We start from the raw sequence: 15,467 nt of genomic DNA, 5'->3' as shown, positions 1-15,467 counted from the left end.
CCACTGCGCTACCTCCAGCCAATCTGTGCCACGCTGACGTCAGCTGCGTAATCGCGGCCATAGGCGATGATCCCGATGGTGCGGATGTTTTGGGTATTGAGCGGCAGATCAAAGCCGCGTCCCGCAGGGGCGAAATCGGCCAAAGGCAACGTGATATCACGCCATTCATTTGTGGTCTGAAATTCCGCGCGGTAACTGTGCCACGGACGTTTTGCATCCGTTGTACGCAGGTTGGCAAAATAGGAGGCACCATTGCCCCGCACCCGCAGGGTTAGTACCTGCGCTTCGGGCGGCAGAGGCGGCATATCACGGCGGATTTGAATGAACCCGCCGTTGTTTTCTGTGCTCACGTCACCGCTCAGGCGAACGTAATCGACGTCCCCCTCGCGGCCGCGTGTCATGGTGCCCTCAGAGACACCGCCCATCACCCCGTCGGTGACAAAGCGCCATAAATCCAAGCTCGAAAAGTCATCAATTACCATACCCTTAAAGTGGGCACTTGGCGTTAGATGTCCAGTGCGGCGTTGACTAACCGCTTAGCTTTTCGCGTAGCCAAGGGTCTGAAGTGCGGCCCTGATTTCATCAAGGATCGCCGGATCATCAATGGTCGCAGGCTCTTTATAGGGCGCGCTGTCGGCAATTTTGGCCATGACGCCGCGCAGGATTTTGCCCGACCGTGTCTTGGGCAACCGGTCAACAACCACCGCCAGTTTAAACGCCGCAACAGGCCCGATTTGGCCGCGCACATCTGCGATTACGTCGGCGACAATTTCGCTTGGGTCACGGTCCACGCCCGCGTTCAGGCACAAAAAGCCCAACGGCAACTGACCTTTTAGCGCGTCGTTCACGCCGATCACGGCGCATTCGGCAACGTCTTTGTGGGCGGCCAAGACTTCTTCCATCGCGCCGGTGCTTAAGCGGTGACCTGCCACGTTAATCACGTCATCAGTGCGCGCCATGATGTAGACATAGCCGTCCTCATCAATCATGCCTGCGTCGCCTGTCTCGTAATATCCCGGAAAGGCTTCAAGATAGCTGCTTTTGAACCTGTCTTCGGCGTTCCAAAGGGTTGGCAGACAGCCAGGCGGCAGGGGCAGTTTGATGGTGATTGCACCCAACTCGCCCGCAGGTAGCGGGTGGCCGCCGTCATCAAGAATTTGCACGTCATAGCCGGGCATCGGCACTGTGGGGGAACCGATTTTGACAGGTAGCGGCTCAATGCCCATGGGGTTGCCCGCAATGGCGTAACCGGTTTCTGTTTGCCACCAGTGGTCGATCACTGGCAGGCCTGTCATGTTGCCCAACCATTTGATCGTGTCGGGGTCTGCGCGCTCACCTGCCAAGAAGATCGATTTCAGATGGGGCAGGTCGTAATTGGCAAACAGCTTACCTTCAGGATCCTCACGTTTTACGGCACGGAACGCGGTTGGGGCGGTAAAGAAAACTTTGACGTTGTGTTCTGACATCACGCGCCAGAACGTGCCCGCATCAGGGGTGCCAACGGGCTTACCTTCAAAGACGATGGTGGTGTTGCCGTGGATCAACGGCGCGTAGCAAATATAGCTGTGCCCCACGACCCAGCCCACGTCAGAAGCGGCCCAAAACACATCACCGGGTTCAACGTCATAGACGTTTTTCATGGTCCAGTTCATCGCCACCAAATGCCCGCCTGTGTGGCGCACAACGCCTTTGGGCGCGCCGGTCGTCCCACTGGTATACAGGATATAGGCGGGGTGGTTGCCTTCCACGGGAAGACACGCGGCAGGCTGGGTGCCTTGCTGAAACGCGTGCCAATCCAGATCACGTGGCCCCAGATCACAGCTCAGTTGCTCGCGCTGCAAAATCACGCAGGTTTCTGGCTTGTGGGTGGCACTGTCGATGGCCGTATCAAGCAATGGCTTGTAAGCGATTGTCTTGCTGCCTTCGATACCACAGGACGCAGCTACGATGCATTTGGGCTGGGCGTCATCAATGCGTACGGCCAATTCGTGGGCGGCAAAACCGCCAAATACCACCGAGTGGATCGCCCCGATGCGTCCGCACGCCAACATCGCCACAATCGCTTCGGCGACCATGGGCATGTAAATCAAAACGCGGTCGCCTTTGCCCACGCCTTGGGCTGCCAGACCGCCCGCAAAACCGGCAACTTCGTCGCGCAATTGGGAATAGGTCAAAGTACGCTGGCTGCCTGTGACGGGGCTGTCGTAAATGATTGCCGCCTGATCGCCGCGCCCTGCGTCCACGTGTCGGTCAACGGCGTTGTAACACGTGTTCACCAAACCGTCGCTGAACCACTCATACATCGGCGCGTTTTCGGCAAACAGCGCTTTGGTTGGGGCGCGGTCCCACGCGATCTGTTGGGCAGCGCCCATCCAGAATGCTTCGGGGTCGTTGCGCCACGCGGCGTAAGTGTTGGCATAGCTCATCGGTCAGGGTCCTCTCAGATGCACCATCGTTCCCGCGCTGCATTCCCGCCGAAACGAGGCCGCGCAGAATTGGTCGGGCGCATTAAGCGTATGCACCGCGGTGCTGGCAAGGGACCGTTTGCGCAAACAGCACGAAATAATCATGCTTCTGCGCAGATTTAGCCCCCAATCTGAGAGGATGACGCGCCTGCCGCCCCTAGCCGTAGTGGGTCACAGGGGTGCCCGCCAAAGCAGAAATGTTGAGCAATCCGCGCGCCGTGATTGAGGGCGTGACGATGTGCGCACGGTTGCCCATGCCCATCAGAATTGGCCCAACTTCAAGCCCGCCGGCTTTGGATTTCAGGATGTTTCGCGTCGCACCAGCCGCATCAGTGTTGGCGTAAATCAACACATTGGCCTGCCCCTGCAAACGCGACTGCGGGAAGACGCGACCGCGCAAATCAGGGTCCAAAGCACTGTCCGTGTGCATCTCGCCTTCGTATTGGAAATCAAGTCCCAACCCGTCAAGAACCTGCAGCGCATCGCGCATTGTGCGTCCAGATTGGCTATCAAGGTTGCCAAACTCCGAGCCTGAACACAGCGCAATCTTCGGCTCAATCCCAAAGCGGCGTACGTGGCGCGCAGCACTAATAACGGTTTGGGCAACTTGATCGGGCGTGGGCATCGCGTGGATGTGCGTGTCGGCAATAAAGAGCGGGCCGTCCTCCAAAATCATCAGTGACAGCGCGCCTGCAGGCTTCAAATCGTCCGAGCCAAGCACCTGCTCTACGTAGTTGAGGTGCCACAAATACTGACCAAATGTGCCGCAAATCATGCTGTCAGCCTCGCCGCGGTGCACCATCACGGATCCAATGGCAGTGGTGTTGGTCCGCATGATCGCGCGGGCCAAATCAGGTGTCACACCAGAACGGGCCATCAACTCGTGATAGGTCTGCACGTAATCGCGGTAACGATCATCGCGGTTGGGGTTCACGATCTCTAAATCTTCGGGACGAATTTTCAGACCTGCACGCTCGCACCGCCGCCCAATCACATCAGGACGACCAATCAGAATGGGTGTCTCGGTGGTTTCCTCAAGCAGCGCTTGGGCCGTGCGTAACACGCGCTCGTCCTCACCTTCGGCGAATACAATCCGGCGTGTCGCGGTGCTGGCTGCTTGGAAAACGGGACGCATGATAAGCGCGGATTTGAATACAGATGTATCAAGGTCCGCGTGGTACTGATCCACATCCGCAAGGGGACGCTTAGCCACGCCGCTTTCCATTGCAGCGCGCGCCACGGACGAGGCCACAACCCCCATCAGGCGCGGATCAAACGGCTTGGGAATAAGGTAGTCCGGCCCGAACGTAAGCTGCTCACCGCGGTAGGCCTCGGCCGCCTCGGCGCTTGTGGTGGCGCGGGCAAGTTGGGCAATTCCGTCGATACAAGCCAGCTGCATCGCATCGTTGATCTCGGTCGCGCCCACGTCCAGCGCACCGCGGAAAATAAACGGGAAACACAGCACGTTGTTGACTTGGTTGGGGAAATCTGACCGGCCCGTCGCAATCAACGCGTTCGGTGCCACGGCGCGCGCGGCTTCTGGATCAATCTCGGGGTTGGGGTTGGCCAATGCAAAAATAATCGGCTGATCGCTCATCTTGGCGACCATCTCGGGCTTCAAAACGCCCGCGCCAGACAGCCCAAGGAACATATCCGCGCCGTCAATTACTTCATCAAGCGTGCGCAGATCACTGGCCTGCGCGTATTCGGCTTTTTGATCTGTCATCTCACTGGTGCGGCCCTCGTAAACCAGCCCTTCGATGTCGCACAGCCACACGTTTTCGCGTTTCACGCCCAGTTTCAGCAGCATATTCAGACAGGCAATGCCCGCCGCACCTCCACCAGTAGAGACGATCTTTATGTCCTCAAACTTCTTGCCCGCAAGGTGCAGCGCATTTGTTGCGGCGGCCCCCACAACAATGGCCGTTCCGTGCTGATCGTCGTGGAAAACAGGAATGTTCATCCGCTCACGGCACAGTTTTTCGACGATAAAACAATCAGGTGCTTTGATATCCTCAAGGTTAATCGCGCCAAACGTTGGCTCAAGCGCGCAGACAATATCCGCAAGTTTTTCGGGGTCCGGCTCGTTCAACTCAATGTCGAAACAATCGATGTTGGCGAATTTCTTGAACAGGACCGCCTTGCCCTCCATCACGGGTTTTGAGGCAAGCGCGCCGATGTTACCAAGGCCCAAAACCGCAGAGCCATTCGTGACAACCGCCACAAGATTGCCGCGTGATGTGTATTCTTGTGCGGCCTCGGCGTCTTTGGTGATCTCGATGCAGGCTTCGGCCACACCGGGCGAATATGCGCGCGCCAAATCACGTCCGTTGGCCAGCGGCTTGGTTGCGCGAATTTCCAGCTTTCCGGGCTTGGGGTGGCGGTGGTAATCCAACGCTGCTTGACGCAATGCTTGTGGATCACGGTTGGAATTGTCTGTCATAATGCCCTCCCAAGGTATTTGTTTAACGTTAAACTACTTTTTTCATGGCCTGCCAATGGCAATATTTTCACGGGGGCCGCGCGCGCTGTTCGATTGCACGGTGACATGGGCGGTGATCTCCGTTTTACTCAGCCCAAACCCGAGTTATGCTGGCGTTAAGCCGAGAGGAACCAGACATGTCAACATCACCGCTCATGCAGGCCGCTCACGCGGTCATGAAAAATGCGCACGCCCCTTATTCCAACTTCCAAGTAGGGGCTGCAGTGCGCACGGATGCGGGTGATGTGTTTGTGGGCTGCAATGTTGAAAACGTAGCCTATCCCGAAGGAACCTGTGCTGAAGCGGGCGCGTTGGCGGCCATGGTTGCCGCAGGACAAGGACGCATCGTTGAGGTCGCCGTGATCGCGGGGTCGCCAACCCCGGTGCCGCCGTGCGGCGGGTGCCGTCAAAAGCTGCGCGAGTTTGGCGCAGGCGATGTGGTGGTCACCATGGGCACAACCGGCGGCAACACGCTTTCCATGACCCTCGAAGAACTTTTGCCCGGTGTCTTCAACGCCGATCACATGGCCAAATGACATCTTTCGCTCCTCTACTTGATCAGTTTCGCGGTGGCACGCCGCCTGATCCGGATGAGATTGCCCAGATCGTGCGCGGCCTTGTTGACGGCTCCATGACTGATGCGCAGGCGGGCGCTTTTGCCATGGCCGTGTGTTTGCACGGGCTGGGAGACGAGGGACTCTTGGCCCTGACAACGCAAATGCGCGATAGCGGCACTGTGCTGGAATGGGGCCTTGATGGGCCGGTGATCGACAAACATTCGACGGGCGGTGTTGGGGATTGCACATCGTTTTTGATCGCGCCCGCACTTGCGGCCTGTGGCGCATACGTCCCAATGATTTCAGGCCGCGGGCTTGGGCACACGGGCGGCACCCTTGATAAACTGGAATCCATCCCGGGCATCACCGCCGATATCGCGCCCGCAAAGTTTCGCAAAATAGTAGGCGAGGTCGGCTGCGCCATCGTCGCCGCAAGTACAGATGTGGCCCCCGCCGACAAACGCCTTTACGCGGTCCGTGACGTGACAGGCACGGTGAAAAGCACGGCCCTGATCACCGCGTCGATCTTGTCCAAAAAGCTTGCGGCCGGTCTTGATGCGCTGGTGCTTGATATCAAAATGGGCAGCGGCGCGTTCATGAAAACCGTGGCCGAGGCCGAAGTGCTGGCCAACGCTTTGGTCAATGTGGCCAACGGTGCGGGCTGCAAAACCACCGCCCTCATCACGGACATGAACCAACCACTTGCCAAATCTATGGGCAACGCGCTGGAACTTTCCGAGGCCCTGCACGCCTTGACGGGCGACGGGGTTGATCATGATTTGCCCGACATGGCCGCCAATCTGGCAGGCTCTGTTTTGGCCAGCGCGGGCCTTGCCCAAGACGCCACCCAAGGGGCCGATTTGATTACGGATACATTCTACAATGGCAACGCCGCCGAGGTCTTTGGCCGTATGATCAGCGCCATGGGCGGGCCCCATGATTTTGTCGATCGGTGGGAAGACCGCTTGCCAAGCGCGCCAGTGATGCAAGAAGTTCTGCCGCCGCGCGCGGGCTTTGTCACCGCAATTGATGGCGAGGCATTGGGCCAGCTTGTCGTGCATCTTGGTGGCGGGCGCAAAACGATCGGCGGGCGGATCGATCACTCTGTTGGCCTGTCGGACATCGCAGCTTTGGGCGATCAGATCGACGCGGATGTGCCGCTGTGTATGTTGCACGCCCGTTCCGAGCATGACGCGGACGCCGCGACCAAAATCATCCGCGCGGCGATCACCCTTGGCGATGCGCCGATGGACCTGCCGCCGACCATTTACAAACGTGTCGGGCAGGGGGACTAAACCATGGGTCGCGCGTTTTTGGTTGTAATGGATTCCGTTGGCTGTGGCGGCGCGCCTGATGCGGCGGCTTTTGGCGACGAAGGGGCAAATACCCTTGGCCACATTGCCGATGCCTGTGCAAACGGGCAAGCAGACGTGGGGCGGTCCGGTCCGCTCAACATTCCCAATTTACTGTCCTTTGGCCTTGGTGCGGCTGTTGCCCAAGCCAGCGGTCACAGCCGCCTTCTTGACGCGACCTCGGGCCCGATTGCGGGCCTTTGGGGAAGTGCGACCGAACATAGCATCGGCAAAGATACCCCCTCAGGACATTGGGAGTTGGCGGGCCTGCCGGTCCCGTTTGAGTGGCATTATTTCCCCCAAACTCCGGTGGCTTTTCCGCCTGAAATTTTGGAGGCCGTCGCGCGCATCGCAGGCACCGAAGGCTCTCTTGCCAACTGTCACGCCAGCGGCACAGGCGTGCTGGATGACTTCGGCCCAGAGCACCTTAGGACCGGCTGGCCCATCTGCTACACCTCCGTTGATAGCGTTTTCCAAATCGCCGCCCACGAGGAAATTTTCGGCCTTCAGCGGCTTTATGATTTGTGTGCCGAACTCGCACCTATACTGCATGAAATGGGTATTGGCCGCGTTATTGCACGGCCTTTTGTGGGGGCTGCGGGGGCATTTACACGCACGCCCCACCGCCGTGATTTTGCTCTACTGCCCCCCGAAGATGTATTGATGGATTTCGCCGCCGCCGAAGGCCGCGCGGTTCACGCCGTGGGAAAAATCGGCGATATTTTCAGCATGCGCGGCATCACAGATTGCACCAAAGGGCCTGATGCAAAACTGATGGAAGACCTAATTGATCTGGCGGGCACAGCCCAAGACGGCGCATTCATTTTTGCCAACTTCGTCGAGTTTGACAGCGAATATGGCCACCGCCGCGATGTGGCTGGATATGCGCGCCATCTTGAATGGTTTGACGCGCAATTGCCGCGTCTTTTGGCACGTCTTGCGTCTGATGACCTGCTGTTGATCACCGCCGATCACGGCAATGATCCCACGTGGCGCGGCACCGATCACACCCGCGAACGGGTGCCTGTCGTGGGGCCCGCGCTAGCGAAATCCGGTGAGCTTGGCGCCATCAACTTTGCCGATGTAGGCGCTACGCTCGCAGCCCATCTTGGCCTGAAACAATACGGAAAAGGGACACCCGCCAAATGAAGAACCGCCCCAAGCTTGAGCTGCATTTGCACTTGGAAGGTGCCGCGTCGCCTGCGTTCATCAAGGGCCTCGCCGCTGAGAAAAAGCTCGATATCTCTGGCATTTTTGATGAACGTGGCAATTACGACTATGCGGATTTTGCGGGCTTTCTGGATGTCTATGAGGCGGCGACCCAAGCGCTCAAAATGCCTGAAGATTACGCGCGCCTCACCACAGCGGTGCTGCAAGATTGCGCCGAACATGGGGTTGTTTACGCCGAAACGTTCCTGTCGCCAGATTTTTGCGGGGGACGTGATGTGGGCGCGTGGCGCGAATACCTTGCCGCAATCCAAGAAGCCGCCGCCGCGATGGAGCCGCACATCACCCTGCGCGGCTGCGTCACGGCCATCCGCCATTTCGGTGCCGAAAAATCCCGCGAAACGGCCATTTGTGCGGCTGAAACTGCGGGTGACTTCATCACAGGGTTTGGCATTGCAGGGGCCGAAACCGTTGGCGCACCGCGCGATTTTGCTTGGGCTTTTGACTGCGCGCGCGAAGCGGGGCTTGGCCTGACGGCGCACGCGGGCGAGTGGGGCGGTGCGGCGATGGTCCGCGATACCCTTGATCAGCTGCCGGGCATTTCGCGTATCGGTCACGGGGTGCAAGCCATCACTGATCTGGCGCTTTGCGACCGGCTGATTGAGAATGACATCACCCTTGAGGTCTGTCCCGGGTCAAACGTGGCGCTTGGGGTCGTGCCGAACTGGGCGTCACATCCCATAGAAAAGCTGCGCGCCCGAGGTGTCAAAGTGACCGTTAGCACAGACGATCCGCCGTTCTTTCACACCACCATGACGAATGAATACGACCGTCTTGCCCACCACTTTGGTTGGGACGATGAGATTTTCCGCGAAGTTGAGCAAAACGCCCTTGAGGCGGCATTCTGTTCTGCCGAAACCCGCGCCATCATTGCAAAAAGGCTTCAATCATGAACGAACACGTCACCCTTGTGGATCACCCTTTGGTTCAGCACAAACTGTCTATCATGCGCGACAAAGAAACCTCGACGGGGCAATTTCGTCAGTTGCTGCGCGAAATAAGTCAGTTTTTGGCCTATGAAATCACCCGTGAATTGCCTTTGGAAAATCAAGCAATCGAAACACCCATGGGACCAATGGATGCGCCCATGTTACGCGGTAAAAAGCTGGCACTGATCTCGATTTTGCGGGCGGGAAACGGCCTTCTGGACGGTGTTCTTGAACTTGTTCCCTCTGCACGGGTTGGTTTTGTTGGGCTCTACCGTGATGAGCAAACCCTTGAACCCGTTGAATATTATTTCAAAGTGCCTGACGTGCTTGAGGAACGGCTGGTGATTGCAGTGGACCCGATGCTGGCCACAGGCAATTCATCTGTCGCAGCGATTGACCGTCTGAAAGAAGCGGGCGCTACGAACATCCGTTTCATGTGCCTGCTGGCCGCACCTGAGGGCATTGCCCGCATGCGGCAAGCGCATCCAGACGTGCACATCGTGACCGCTTCTGTGGATGAAAAACTCAACGATCAGGGCTACATTGTGCCCGGTTTGGGGGACGCGGGTGACCGGATGTTCGGCACCAAGTAACAGCATTATCACTTTACTAAATAGGGTTTTTGGCGCACAGTTTCGCTATATTTAGTGGAGTGACATATGTCTGTTTCTAAGTTCGCGGCCTTCACGGCGACCCTTGCCTTGCTGTTTACCACGTCTGTCTCCGCCCAGTCTCTGGCGGGCAATACAGTCCCAGCAGAGTTCCCGCCCTCTTCGTTCAAAGGCAACCAATACGTTGATAGTAAAGGATGTGTTTTCATCCGTGCGGGCATTTCGGGCAACACCACATGGGTGCCGCGTGTATCTCGCAACCGTCAGATTGTGTGCGGCTTTCAACCCTCTCTAAAGGGTGCAACAGCCGCCGCACCCGCCCAAGCGGCCCCTACTAAATCTGCGCCGCAGCCTGCGCGCAAGCCCGCGCCAAAACCCAAAGCGGTTGCAAAAGCCAAAACGCCAGTACAGCCTACAACAAAAGTGGCAACGCCTGTTACTGGTCAAACCGCTAGTGCCACATTGACACCGCAGACACCGCGCCGTGACCGTCAGGGGGTCACCAACGCGCCTCTGCGCACCACCGCGACGTTGCCAAGCGCTGCCGCACCCAAAATCCAAACCGCGCCAACTACGCAGCCAACCCGCAGCCAACCTGCTTGTCGTGGGGCCTCGGCGCTTAGCTCGAAATACATCAACGCGGGCACGCCCGATAATCCTGTCCGATGTGGCCCGCAGCAGGGTAATTTTTTCGGCCAAGACGGCACCACCACGCTGGGTCCGCAAAGCAGCCTTGATGTTGCGCCGCGCACAGCGCCGGACCCCTCGCGCGGTGTGGTGCGGCTGTCAAAAGTGCCCGCCAGCGCCCGCGTCACGTTTGACCCGCCAAAAGGTTACCGCCCCGTTTGGGACGATGACCGTCTGAACCCGCGCCGTGGCCTTGAGACCCGCGAGGGGCGCGCTGCCAGCAACCGCATCTGGACGCAAAAAGTCCCCCGCAAGCTGCTAAAAAAAGCTCCTCAGGTCACCCGCGCGGGTAATGATCCGTTACGTTTGTCGTTTGGGACCAAAAGCACGCCTGCATCGCACCGCTTCGTTCAGGTGGGCACCTACGAGGTGAAGGGCAATGCCACCCGCGCTGCACAGCGTCTTGCTGCGGCAGGGCTGCCTGCAAAAATCGGGCGTGCCACGCGGGGCGGCAAAACATATCAGGTCGTTCTGACCGGACCTTTTCAGGATCAATCCGCCCTACGCGCAGCCCTTCAAGGCGCGCGATCTGCGGGCTTTCGCGACGCGTTTCTACGCAAGTAATTTACTGATCGCAGATCCCCTGCAGGGCCAGCCAGTCGCGGTCACTCAGCAACGGTGGATCGCTTAGTTGTGCCGCATCAAGCAGTGGTTTTGTCCGCTCTCCGCTGGGGTCAATTGCAGCCGCAAGGGTGGTCGTCTCAAGGCCGCGTAACCGCATTTGATCCGCCAACGCACCCATCTCAACATCTTCCAACGGCGTCTGAACCAACGCTTGGGCATAGCCGCGTAGCACGTCTTGGGGCAGCTGCGCAGTGGTCAGCAATGTGAATGTGTGGCGCAGTCCCGCAAACTCAAGCAGCGGGCGTACGGGGTCTTGGCCCGCTTGGCGCAGACCTGCCGCCAGCATAAATCCAGCCAGCACTTCTGGGTCATCATGATCCTCAACCAGCGTCGCACTCAGCAGCAGTTTGCCGCCGGGTAACCACAGACTATCCGGCAAGCCAGAGCGGTGAATTTGCGGCAGCCCAGCAGGCGCTACGAAATCCGCATTATCCGACGTGCCCCGAACGCGGTCCGTCACCATTTGTAGTGCGCGGGTGCCTTCGCGGCGGGTGCACGCAGGGCCTGCAAGGCGGGTAATCTCACGGCTCAGCTCGCGGCCAATTTCGGCGCGTTTGACTTGGGGCAAAACCCCAAGCGTGTGATCCACCATGGCGGGGGGCATCCAGAAAAAGCCGATCCAGCCCACCAATGCCAAGCTGCCCGCCAACACGGCGGCGCGCAGCCGCCCACGGTGCGGACGGGTCCGGTCAATGGCTTTGCGCACTTTGTCGATGGCCTCGACCATGGTTTTGTCGTCAATCTCAACAAGTTCGGTGCCGTCTGCATCGGGGCTGTAGGTGACCACGCCATCTTTGTCGGACACTTTGCGCACGGCGGCCAATGACCAATGGGACAAAACCCGTTCGGCATTATCGGTAATCACAAGGGTGGCGTTGCCAAAAGACACGATCACCTCGCGGCGCTGCGCATCTGCATCCGCGCGCCAAAGGCCCGTGCTTTCGAGCAATGCGTACTGTGAAAGGGCGGTCATCTGACGCTTTATCTCCGTCAACTTGCTCTGAACAACATATAGGTCAGACGCCGCACCGCCGCAATTGCACTCAGAGGGATTTCGCCACTGTGCGCAATTCAAACTTCTGGATTTTGCCCGTCGAGGTTTTTGGCAGCTCTTGGAAAATCACACGTTTGGGCGTTTTGAACCCCGCAAGGCGCGCGCGGCAAAAGGCGATGATCTCGGCCTCGGTTGGGGTTGCGCCGTCTTTCAATTCAACAAAGGCACAGGGGACCTCGCCCCATTTGTCATCGGGCTTGGCGACCACGGCGCATAGGTTGACGGCCGCGTGGTTCATCAACGCGCTTTCGACCTCAACAGAGCTGATGTTTTCGCCGCCCGAAATGATGATGTCCTTGGCACGGTCAGCGATTTGTATGAACCCGTCGGGGTGGTGCAAGGCAATGTCGCCGCTGTGGAAATACCCGCCCGCAAAGGCCTCGGCGGTGGCGTCCGGATTTTTCAGATAGCCCTTCATCACGCAGTTGCCGCGCAACATGATCTGGCCGGTTGTGGTGCCGTCGCGCGGGATGTCGTTGCCGCTGTCGTCCCATACGGCGACGGGCTCCATCATGGGGAAAGCAACCCCTTGGCGCGCAGCGATGCTGGCCGCCTCGTCTTGGGGCAGCGCGTCCCATGCGGGGTCCCAAAGACATTCGGTGACGTGGCCATATGTTTCGGTCAGCCCGTAGACTTGTTGCACATCAAAGCCCAGTTTGGTGATGGCCGCCAACGTGGCGGGGGCGGGCGGCGCGCCTGCGGTGAAGACTTTGACTGTGTGATCAAAACTGCGCCGCGCTTCATCTGGTGCGTTGACGATCATGTTCAACACAATCGGTGCCCCGCCAAAATGGGTCACACCGGCGGCAATGGCGTCATAAATAGCGTGAGGTGTCACATCGCGACAGCAGTGGATCGTACCGCCCAGCATTGGAATCATCCACGCGTGGTTCCACCCGTTACAGTGAAACATCGGCACAATCGTTAGGTACTGCGGGCGCAGCGGCATTTGCCACGCGGCCGGTGTGCCCATGGTCATCAGATACGCGCCGCGGTGATGATAGACCACGCCCTTGGGCCGCCCTGTGGTGCCCGAGGTGTAATTCAGCGCAAGGCTTTCCCATTCATCTTCGGGCATCATCCACGCAAACGCTGCATCGCCGGTGGCCAGCAAATCTTCGTATGTTTGGTGCGCGCCGGTGGCTGTGATGCCCGCAACGGCGTCAGGCACTTCAATCAAGATGGGCGCGGGGCCGTCCATCCGTTCGATCGCTTGCAACGCCAGTGGCATGAACTGGGTGTCGACCAAAGCGGCCTTGGCCTCGCCGTGATCAAAGATGTAGGCCACGGTATCTGGATCAAGGCGGGTGTTGATGGTGTTCAAAACCGCACCACACGCGGGCACGCCAAAGGCCGCTTCGCATTGGGCGGGAGTGTTTGGTAGCAGCGTCGCTACCACGTCACCGCTTTGCACACCGATGCTTTTTAGCGCGCTGGCCAATTGCGAGCAGCGGGCGTGGTACTGCGCATAGGTGACTTTATGGTCACCATAAATTACCGCGGTGGTTTGGGCGAACACATCAGCCGCGCGGCGCAAATGGGACAGCGGCGTTAGGGGCACGTAATTGGCGGGTGTTTTGTCTAAACCCGTCTCATCTTTCATCCAGCCCATTGCGCCCTCCCAAGCAGTTCACCTTCCAACGCACGCCTTGTCGTCGGCACCGCGTATATTGTCGACTATGGCGCTTGCGCGGCAAGAGGCAAGCGGTCAATGATGGGAAAATGAGCAGTACACCTTCCAATAACACCGCCGCGATCGGCTGGATGATGACGGCGATGGTCATTTTGGGCATCGTCGATAACCTTGTGCCCTATATTGTGGACGACATCAGCCTTTGGCAATTCCACACCCTGCGCAGCATTGTTGCAGTGGCAACAGTGGCGCTTTTGGGTTTGGTTTTCGGGCTGAACTTACGTCCAAAGCGGGTTTGGGCCGTGCTGGGGCGTTCGCTGTTTTTGGCGATTGCGATGATTTTGTATTTCGGCTGCCTTGGCTTTTTCCCGATTTCGGCTGCGGCGGCGGGGCTGTTCACAGCGCCCGTTTTGGTGGTGTTCATCGAGGCTATTTGGTCACGCACGCCCATCGGGCCTGTGCGGTTGGTGACGGCCTTTGTGGGGCTGTGCGGGGCGCTGATGGTGCTGAAGCCCGATGTGGGCGGGCTTGGCTGGCCCAACCTGGTGCCCATTTTGGCGGGTGTGTTTTACGCCACGGGTAATGTGGCCACGCGCAAATGGTGCGAAGGCGAAACCCCGTGGGTGCTGACATGGAGTTACATGGCGTGGGTTTTGTTGATCGCTGCATTGGTGTCGCTGTACCTGCAGGCCAACCCGGGCGAGGGGTTCCTGGGCCGCGCGTGGGTCTGGCCCACGGCGCTGTCATGGTGGATCATTCTGGTGCAGGCGGTGGTGTCGGTTGGGGCGATCGCGTGCCTGATGAAGGCCTACCTGACCGGGGACGCGCCGATTGTTTCGGTCTTTGAATACACGCTGCTGATCTTTGCCTCGGTCACGGCCTATATCCTGTTTGGCACGGTCGTCAGCCCGCTTGGGGTGCTGGGGATGGTGGTCATCATCGGCTCTGGTGTGGTTGTGGCGTGGCGGGTGCAACGCGCAGGGAGGCTTGAGCGGCTTGAGCGGCTTGAGCGACCTGAGCAGTCTAAGCTACCCGAGCAGCTTGCCCCATGATCTACAGCAAGGGCCGCAACTATCTGCTGACCCATGCGCCCAAAACGGGGGGCACTGCCCTGATGCTGGCGCTTGAGGCGCGGGCGATGGCGGATGACATTATTGTGGGCGATACCCCAAAAGGCAAAGCGCGGGCAAAGCGGCAAAAGAGCCTTCAGACGGCGGGTCGGCTTTGGAAACATGCGACCCGCGCGGATTTGGCCGGGTTGTTTGACGGCGCGCCATTTGCGGTAAGCTTGGTGCGCAATCCGTGGGACCGCGTGGTGAGTTATTATCACTGGCTGCGCGCCCAAGACTTTGCCCACCGCGCCGTGAGCCTTGCCAAAGATGAAACCTTTGAGGCGTTTGTTTTGACGCCATGGATGCAAGACAGTCTGCGCGCGCATCCCTATGCTCATTACGTCACGGATGAAACCGGTGTGGAGCAGTGCGATGCGTTCATCCGCCTTGAGCATCTGACCGATGATCTTGCCCCGTTTGAGGCGCATCTAGGGTTTAGGCTTGAGGTTGGGCGCGCCAATGCATCACAGCGCGATGCAGATTACCGCGGCTATTTCAGCGACACGACCCGCGATGTGATTGCCGATGTTTGTGCCCAAGACATTGCGCGGTTTGGCTACGTTTTTTGATGCACAAATAACCCCGCTGGCCCAATGAAAGGCCGCGAGGGGGACAGCAGTGCAGGGCACCTCGGTCCGTATATCGCCAGAGGGGGCCTCGGGCATGTTTGTAGGGTTTTTGCGGTAAAACGAGGCCGTAAAAGAGGCAGCGCTGCCGTTGGTATGATCCGGTTG

Annotated in this window: 12 protein-coding genes and 1 pseudogene; 8 read left to right on the top strand and 5 right to left on the bottom strand. The window is 58.8% G+C overall.

Annotated features, from left to right (window positions below):
* Positions 1-8: 8 nt before the first annotated feature.
* From OLX08_RS05250 to OLX08_RS05240, 3 genes are all read right to left on the bottom strand, one after another.
* Complete coding sequence (locus OLX08_RS05250) at positions 9-482, bottom strand: CIA30 family protein (protein ID WP_391482951.1); 474 nt, start codon at positions 480-482, stop codon at positions 9-11.
* Between the two features lie 54 nt (positions 483-536).
* Positions 537-2,426 (bottom strand): propionyl-CoA synthetase, encoded by a 1,890-nt coding sequence (locus tag OLX08_RS05245; RefSeq protein WP_391482950.1) that lies wholly within the window; start codon positions 2,424-2,426, stop codon positions 537-539.
* Between the two features lie 196 nt (positions 2,427-2,622).
* A complete protein-coding gene (locus OLX08_RS05240; protein ID WP_391482949.1) occupies positions 2,623-4,908 on the bottom strand; it encodes an NADP-dependent malic enzyme in 2,286 nt (761 codons plus the stop codon).
* Positions 4,909-5,039: 131 nt separating this feature from the next.
* On the opposite strand from OLX08_RS05240, the pseudogene OLX08_RS05235 reads away from it, so the two are divergent.
* The 6 genes and pseudogenes from OLX08_RS05235 to OLX08_RS05210 all read left to right on the top strand — a co-directional run.
* Positions 5,040-5,483 (top strand): annotated as a pseudogene (locus tag OLX08_RS05235) (cytidine deaminase); the annotation flags it as partial.
* Positions 5,480-6,799: a thymidine phosphorylase gene (locus OLX08_RS05230; protein ID WP_391482947.1), complete on the top strand. Its 1,320-nt coding sequence runs from the start codon at positions 5,480-5,482 to the stop codon at positions 6,797-6,799. The pseudogene OLX08_RS05235 and the gene OLX08_RS05230, both read left to right, overlap by 4 nt.
* A 3-nt stretch (positions 6,800-6,802) precedes the next feature.
* Complete coding sequence (locus OLX08_RS05225; RefSeq protein WP_391482945.1) at positions 6,803-8,005, top strand: phosphopentomutase; 1,203 nt, start codon at positions 6,803-6,805, stop codon at positions 8,003-8,005.
* Positions 8,002-8,976 carry an adenosine deaminase gene (locus tag OLX08_RS05220; RefSeq protein ID WP_391482944.1) on the top strand — a complete coding sequence of 325 codons (975 nt, stop codon included), beginning with the start codon at positions 8,002-8,004 and terminating at the stop codon, positions 8,974-8,976. The genes OLX08_RS05225 and OLX08_RS05220 overlap by 4 nt, the downstream gene beginning before the upstream one ends.
* The gene (upp, locus tag OLX08_RS05215) at positions 8,973-9,605 is read left to right on the top strand and encodes a uracil phosphoribosyltransferase (RefSeq protein WP_391482942.1); all 633 of its coding nucleotides are present in this window, start codon (positions 8,973-8,975) and stop codon (positions 9,603-9,605) included. Before OLX08_RS05220 ends, upp begins: the two co-directional genes overlap by 4 nt.
* 66 nt (positions 9,606-9,671) lie before the next feature.
* Positions 9,672-10,874 carry an SPOR domain-containing protein gene (locus OLX08_RS05210; RefSeq protein ID WP_391482940.1) on the top strand — a complete coding sequence of 401 codons (1,203 nt, stop codon included), beginning with the start codon at positions 9,672-9,674 and terminating at the stop codon, positions 10,872-10,874.
* 1 nt (position 10,875) lies between these two features.
* Here the strand turns inward: OLX08_RS05210 and OLX08_RS05205 are convergent, their stop codons facing one another.
* The gene (locus OLX08_RS05205; RefSeq protein ID WP_391482939.1) at positions 10,876-11,907 is read right to left on the bottom strand and encodes a hypothetical protein; all 1,032 of its coding nucleotides are present in this window, start codon (positions 11,905-11,907) and stop codon (positions 10,876-10,878) included.
* 70 nt (positions 11,908-11,977) lie between these two features.
* Positions 11,978-13,600 (bottom strand): AMP-binding protein, encoded by a 1,623-nt coding sequence (locus OLX08_RS05200; RefSeq protein ID WP_391482937.1) that lies wholly within the window; start codon positions 13,598-13,600, stop codon positions 11,978-11,980.
* A gap of 110 nt (positions 13,601-13,710) precedes the next feature.
* On the opposite strand from OLX08_RS05200, the gene OLX08_RS05195 reads away from it, so the two are divergent.
* Positions 13,711-14,673 (top strand): DMT family transporter, encoded by a 963-nt coding sequence (locus tag OLX08_RS05195; protein ID WP_391482936.1) that lies wholly within the window; start codon positions 13,711-13,713, stop codon positions 14,671-14,673.
* Positions 14,670-15,302, top strand: coding sequence for a Type II secretory pathway, pullulanase PulA (locus tag OLX08_RS05190; RefSeq protein WP_391482935.1), 633 nt, complete (start codon positions 14,670-14,672; stop codon positions 15,300-15,302). Before OLX08_RS05195 ends, OLX08_RS05190 begins: the two co-directional genes overlap by 4 nt.
* The last annotated feature ends 165 nt before the right edge of the window (positions 15,303-15,467 follow it).

Origin of the sequence: Nereida ignava, assembly GCF_047114695.1 — a bacterium.
GTDB classification, from domain to species: Bacteria; Pseudomonadota; Alphaproteobacteria; order Rhodobacterales; family Rhodobacteraceae; genus Nereida; species Nereida ignava.
The sequence above is the reverse complement of the archived record's forward strand: the minus strand, read 5'-3'. Positions and strand labels throughout refer to the sequence as shown.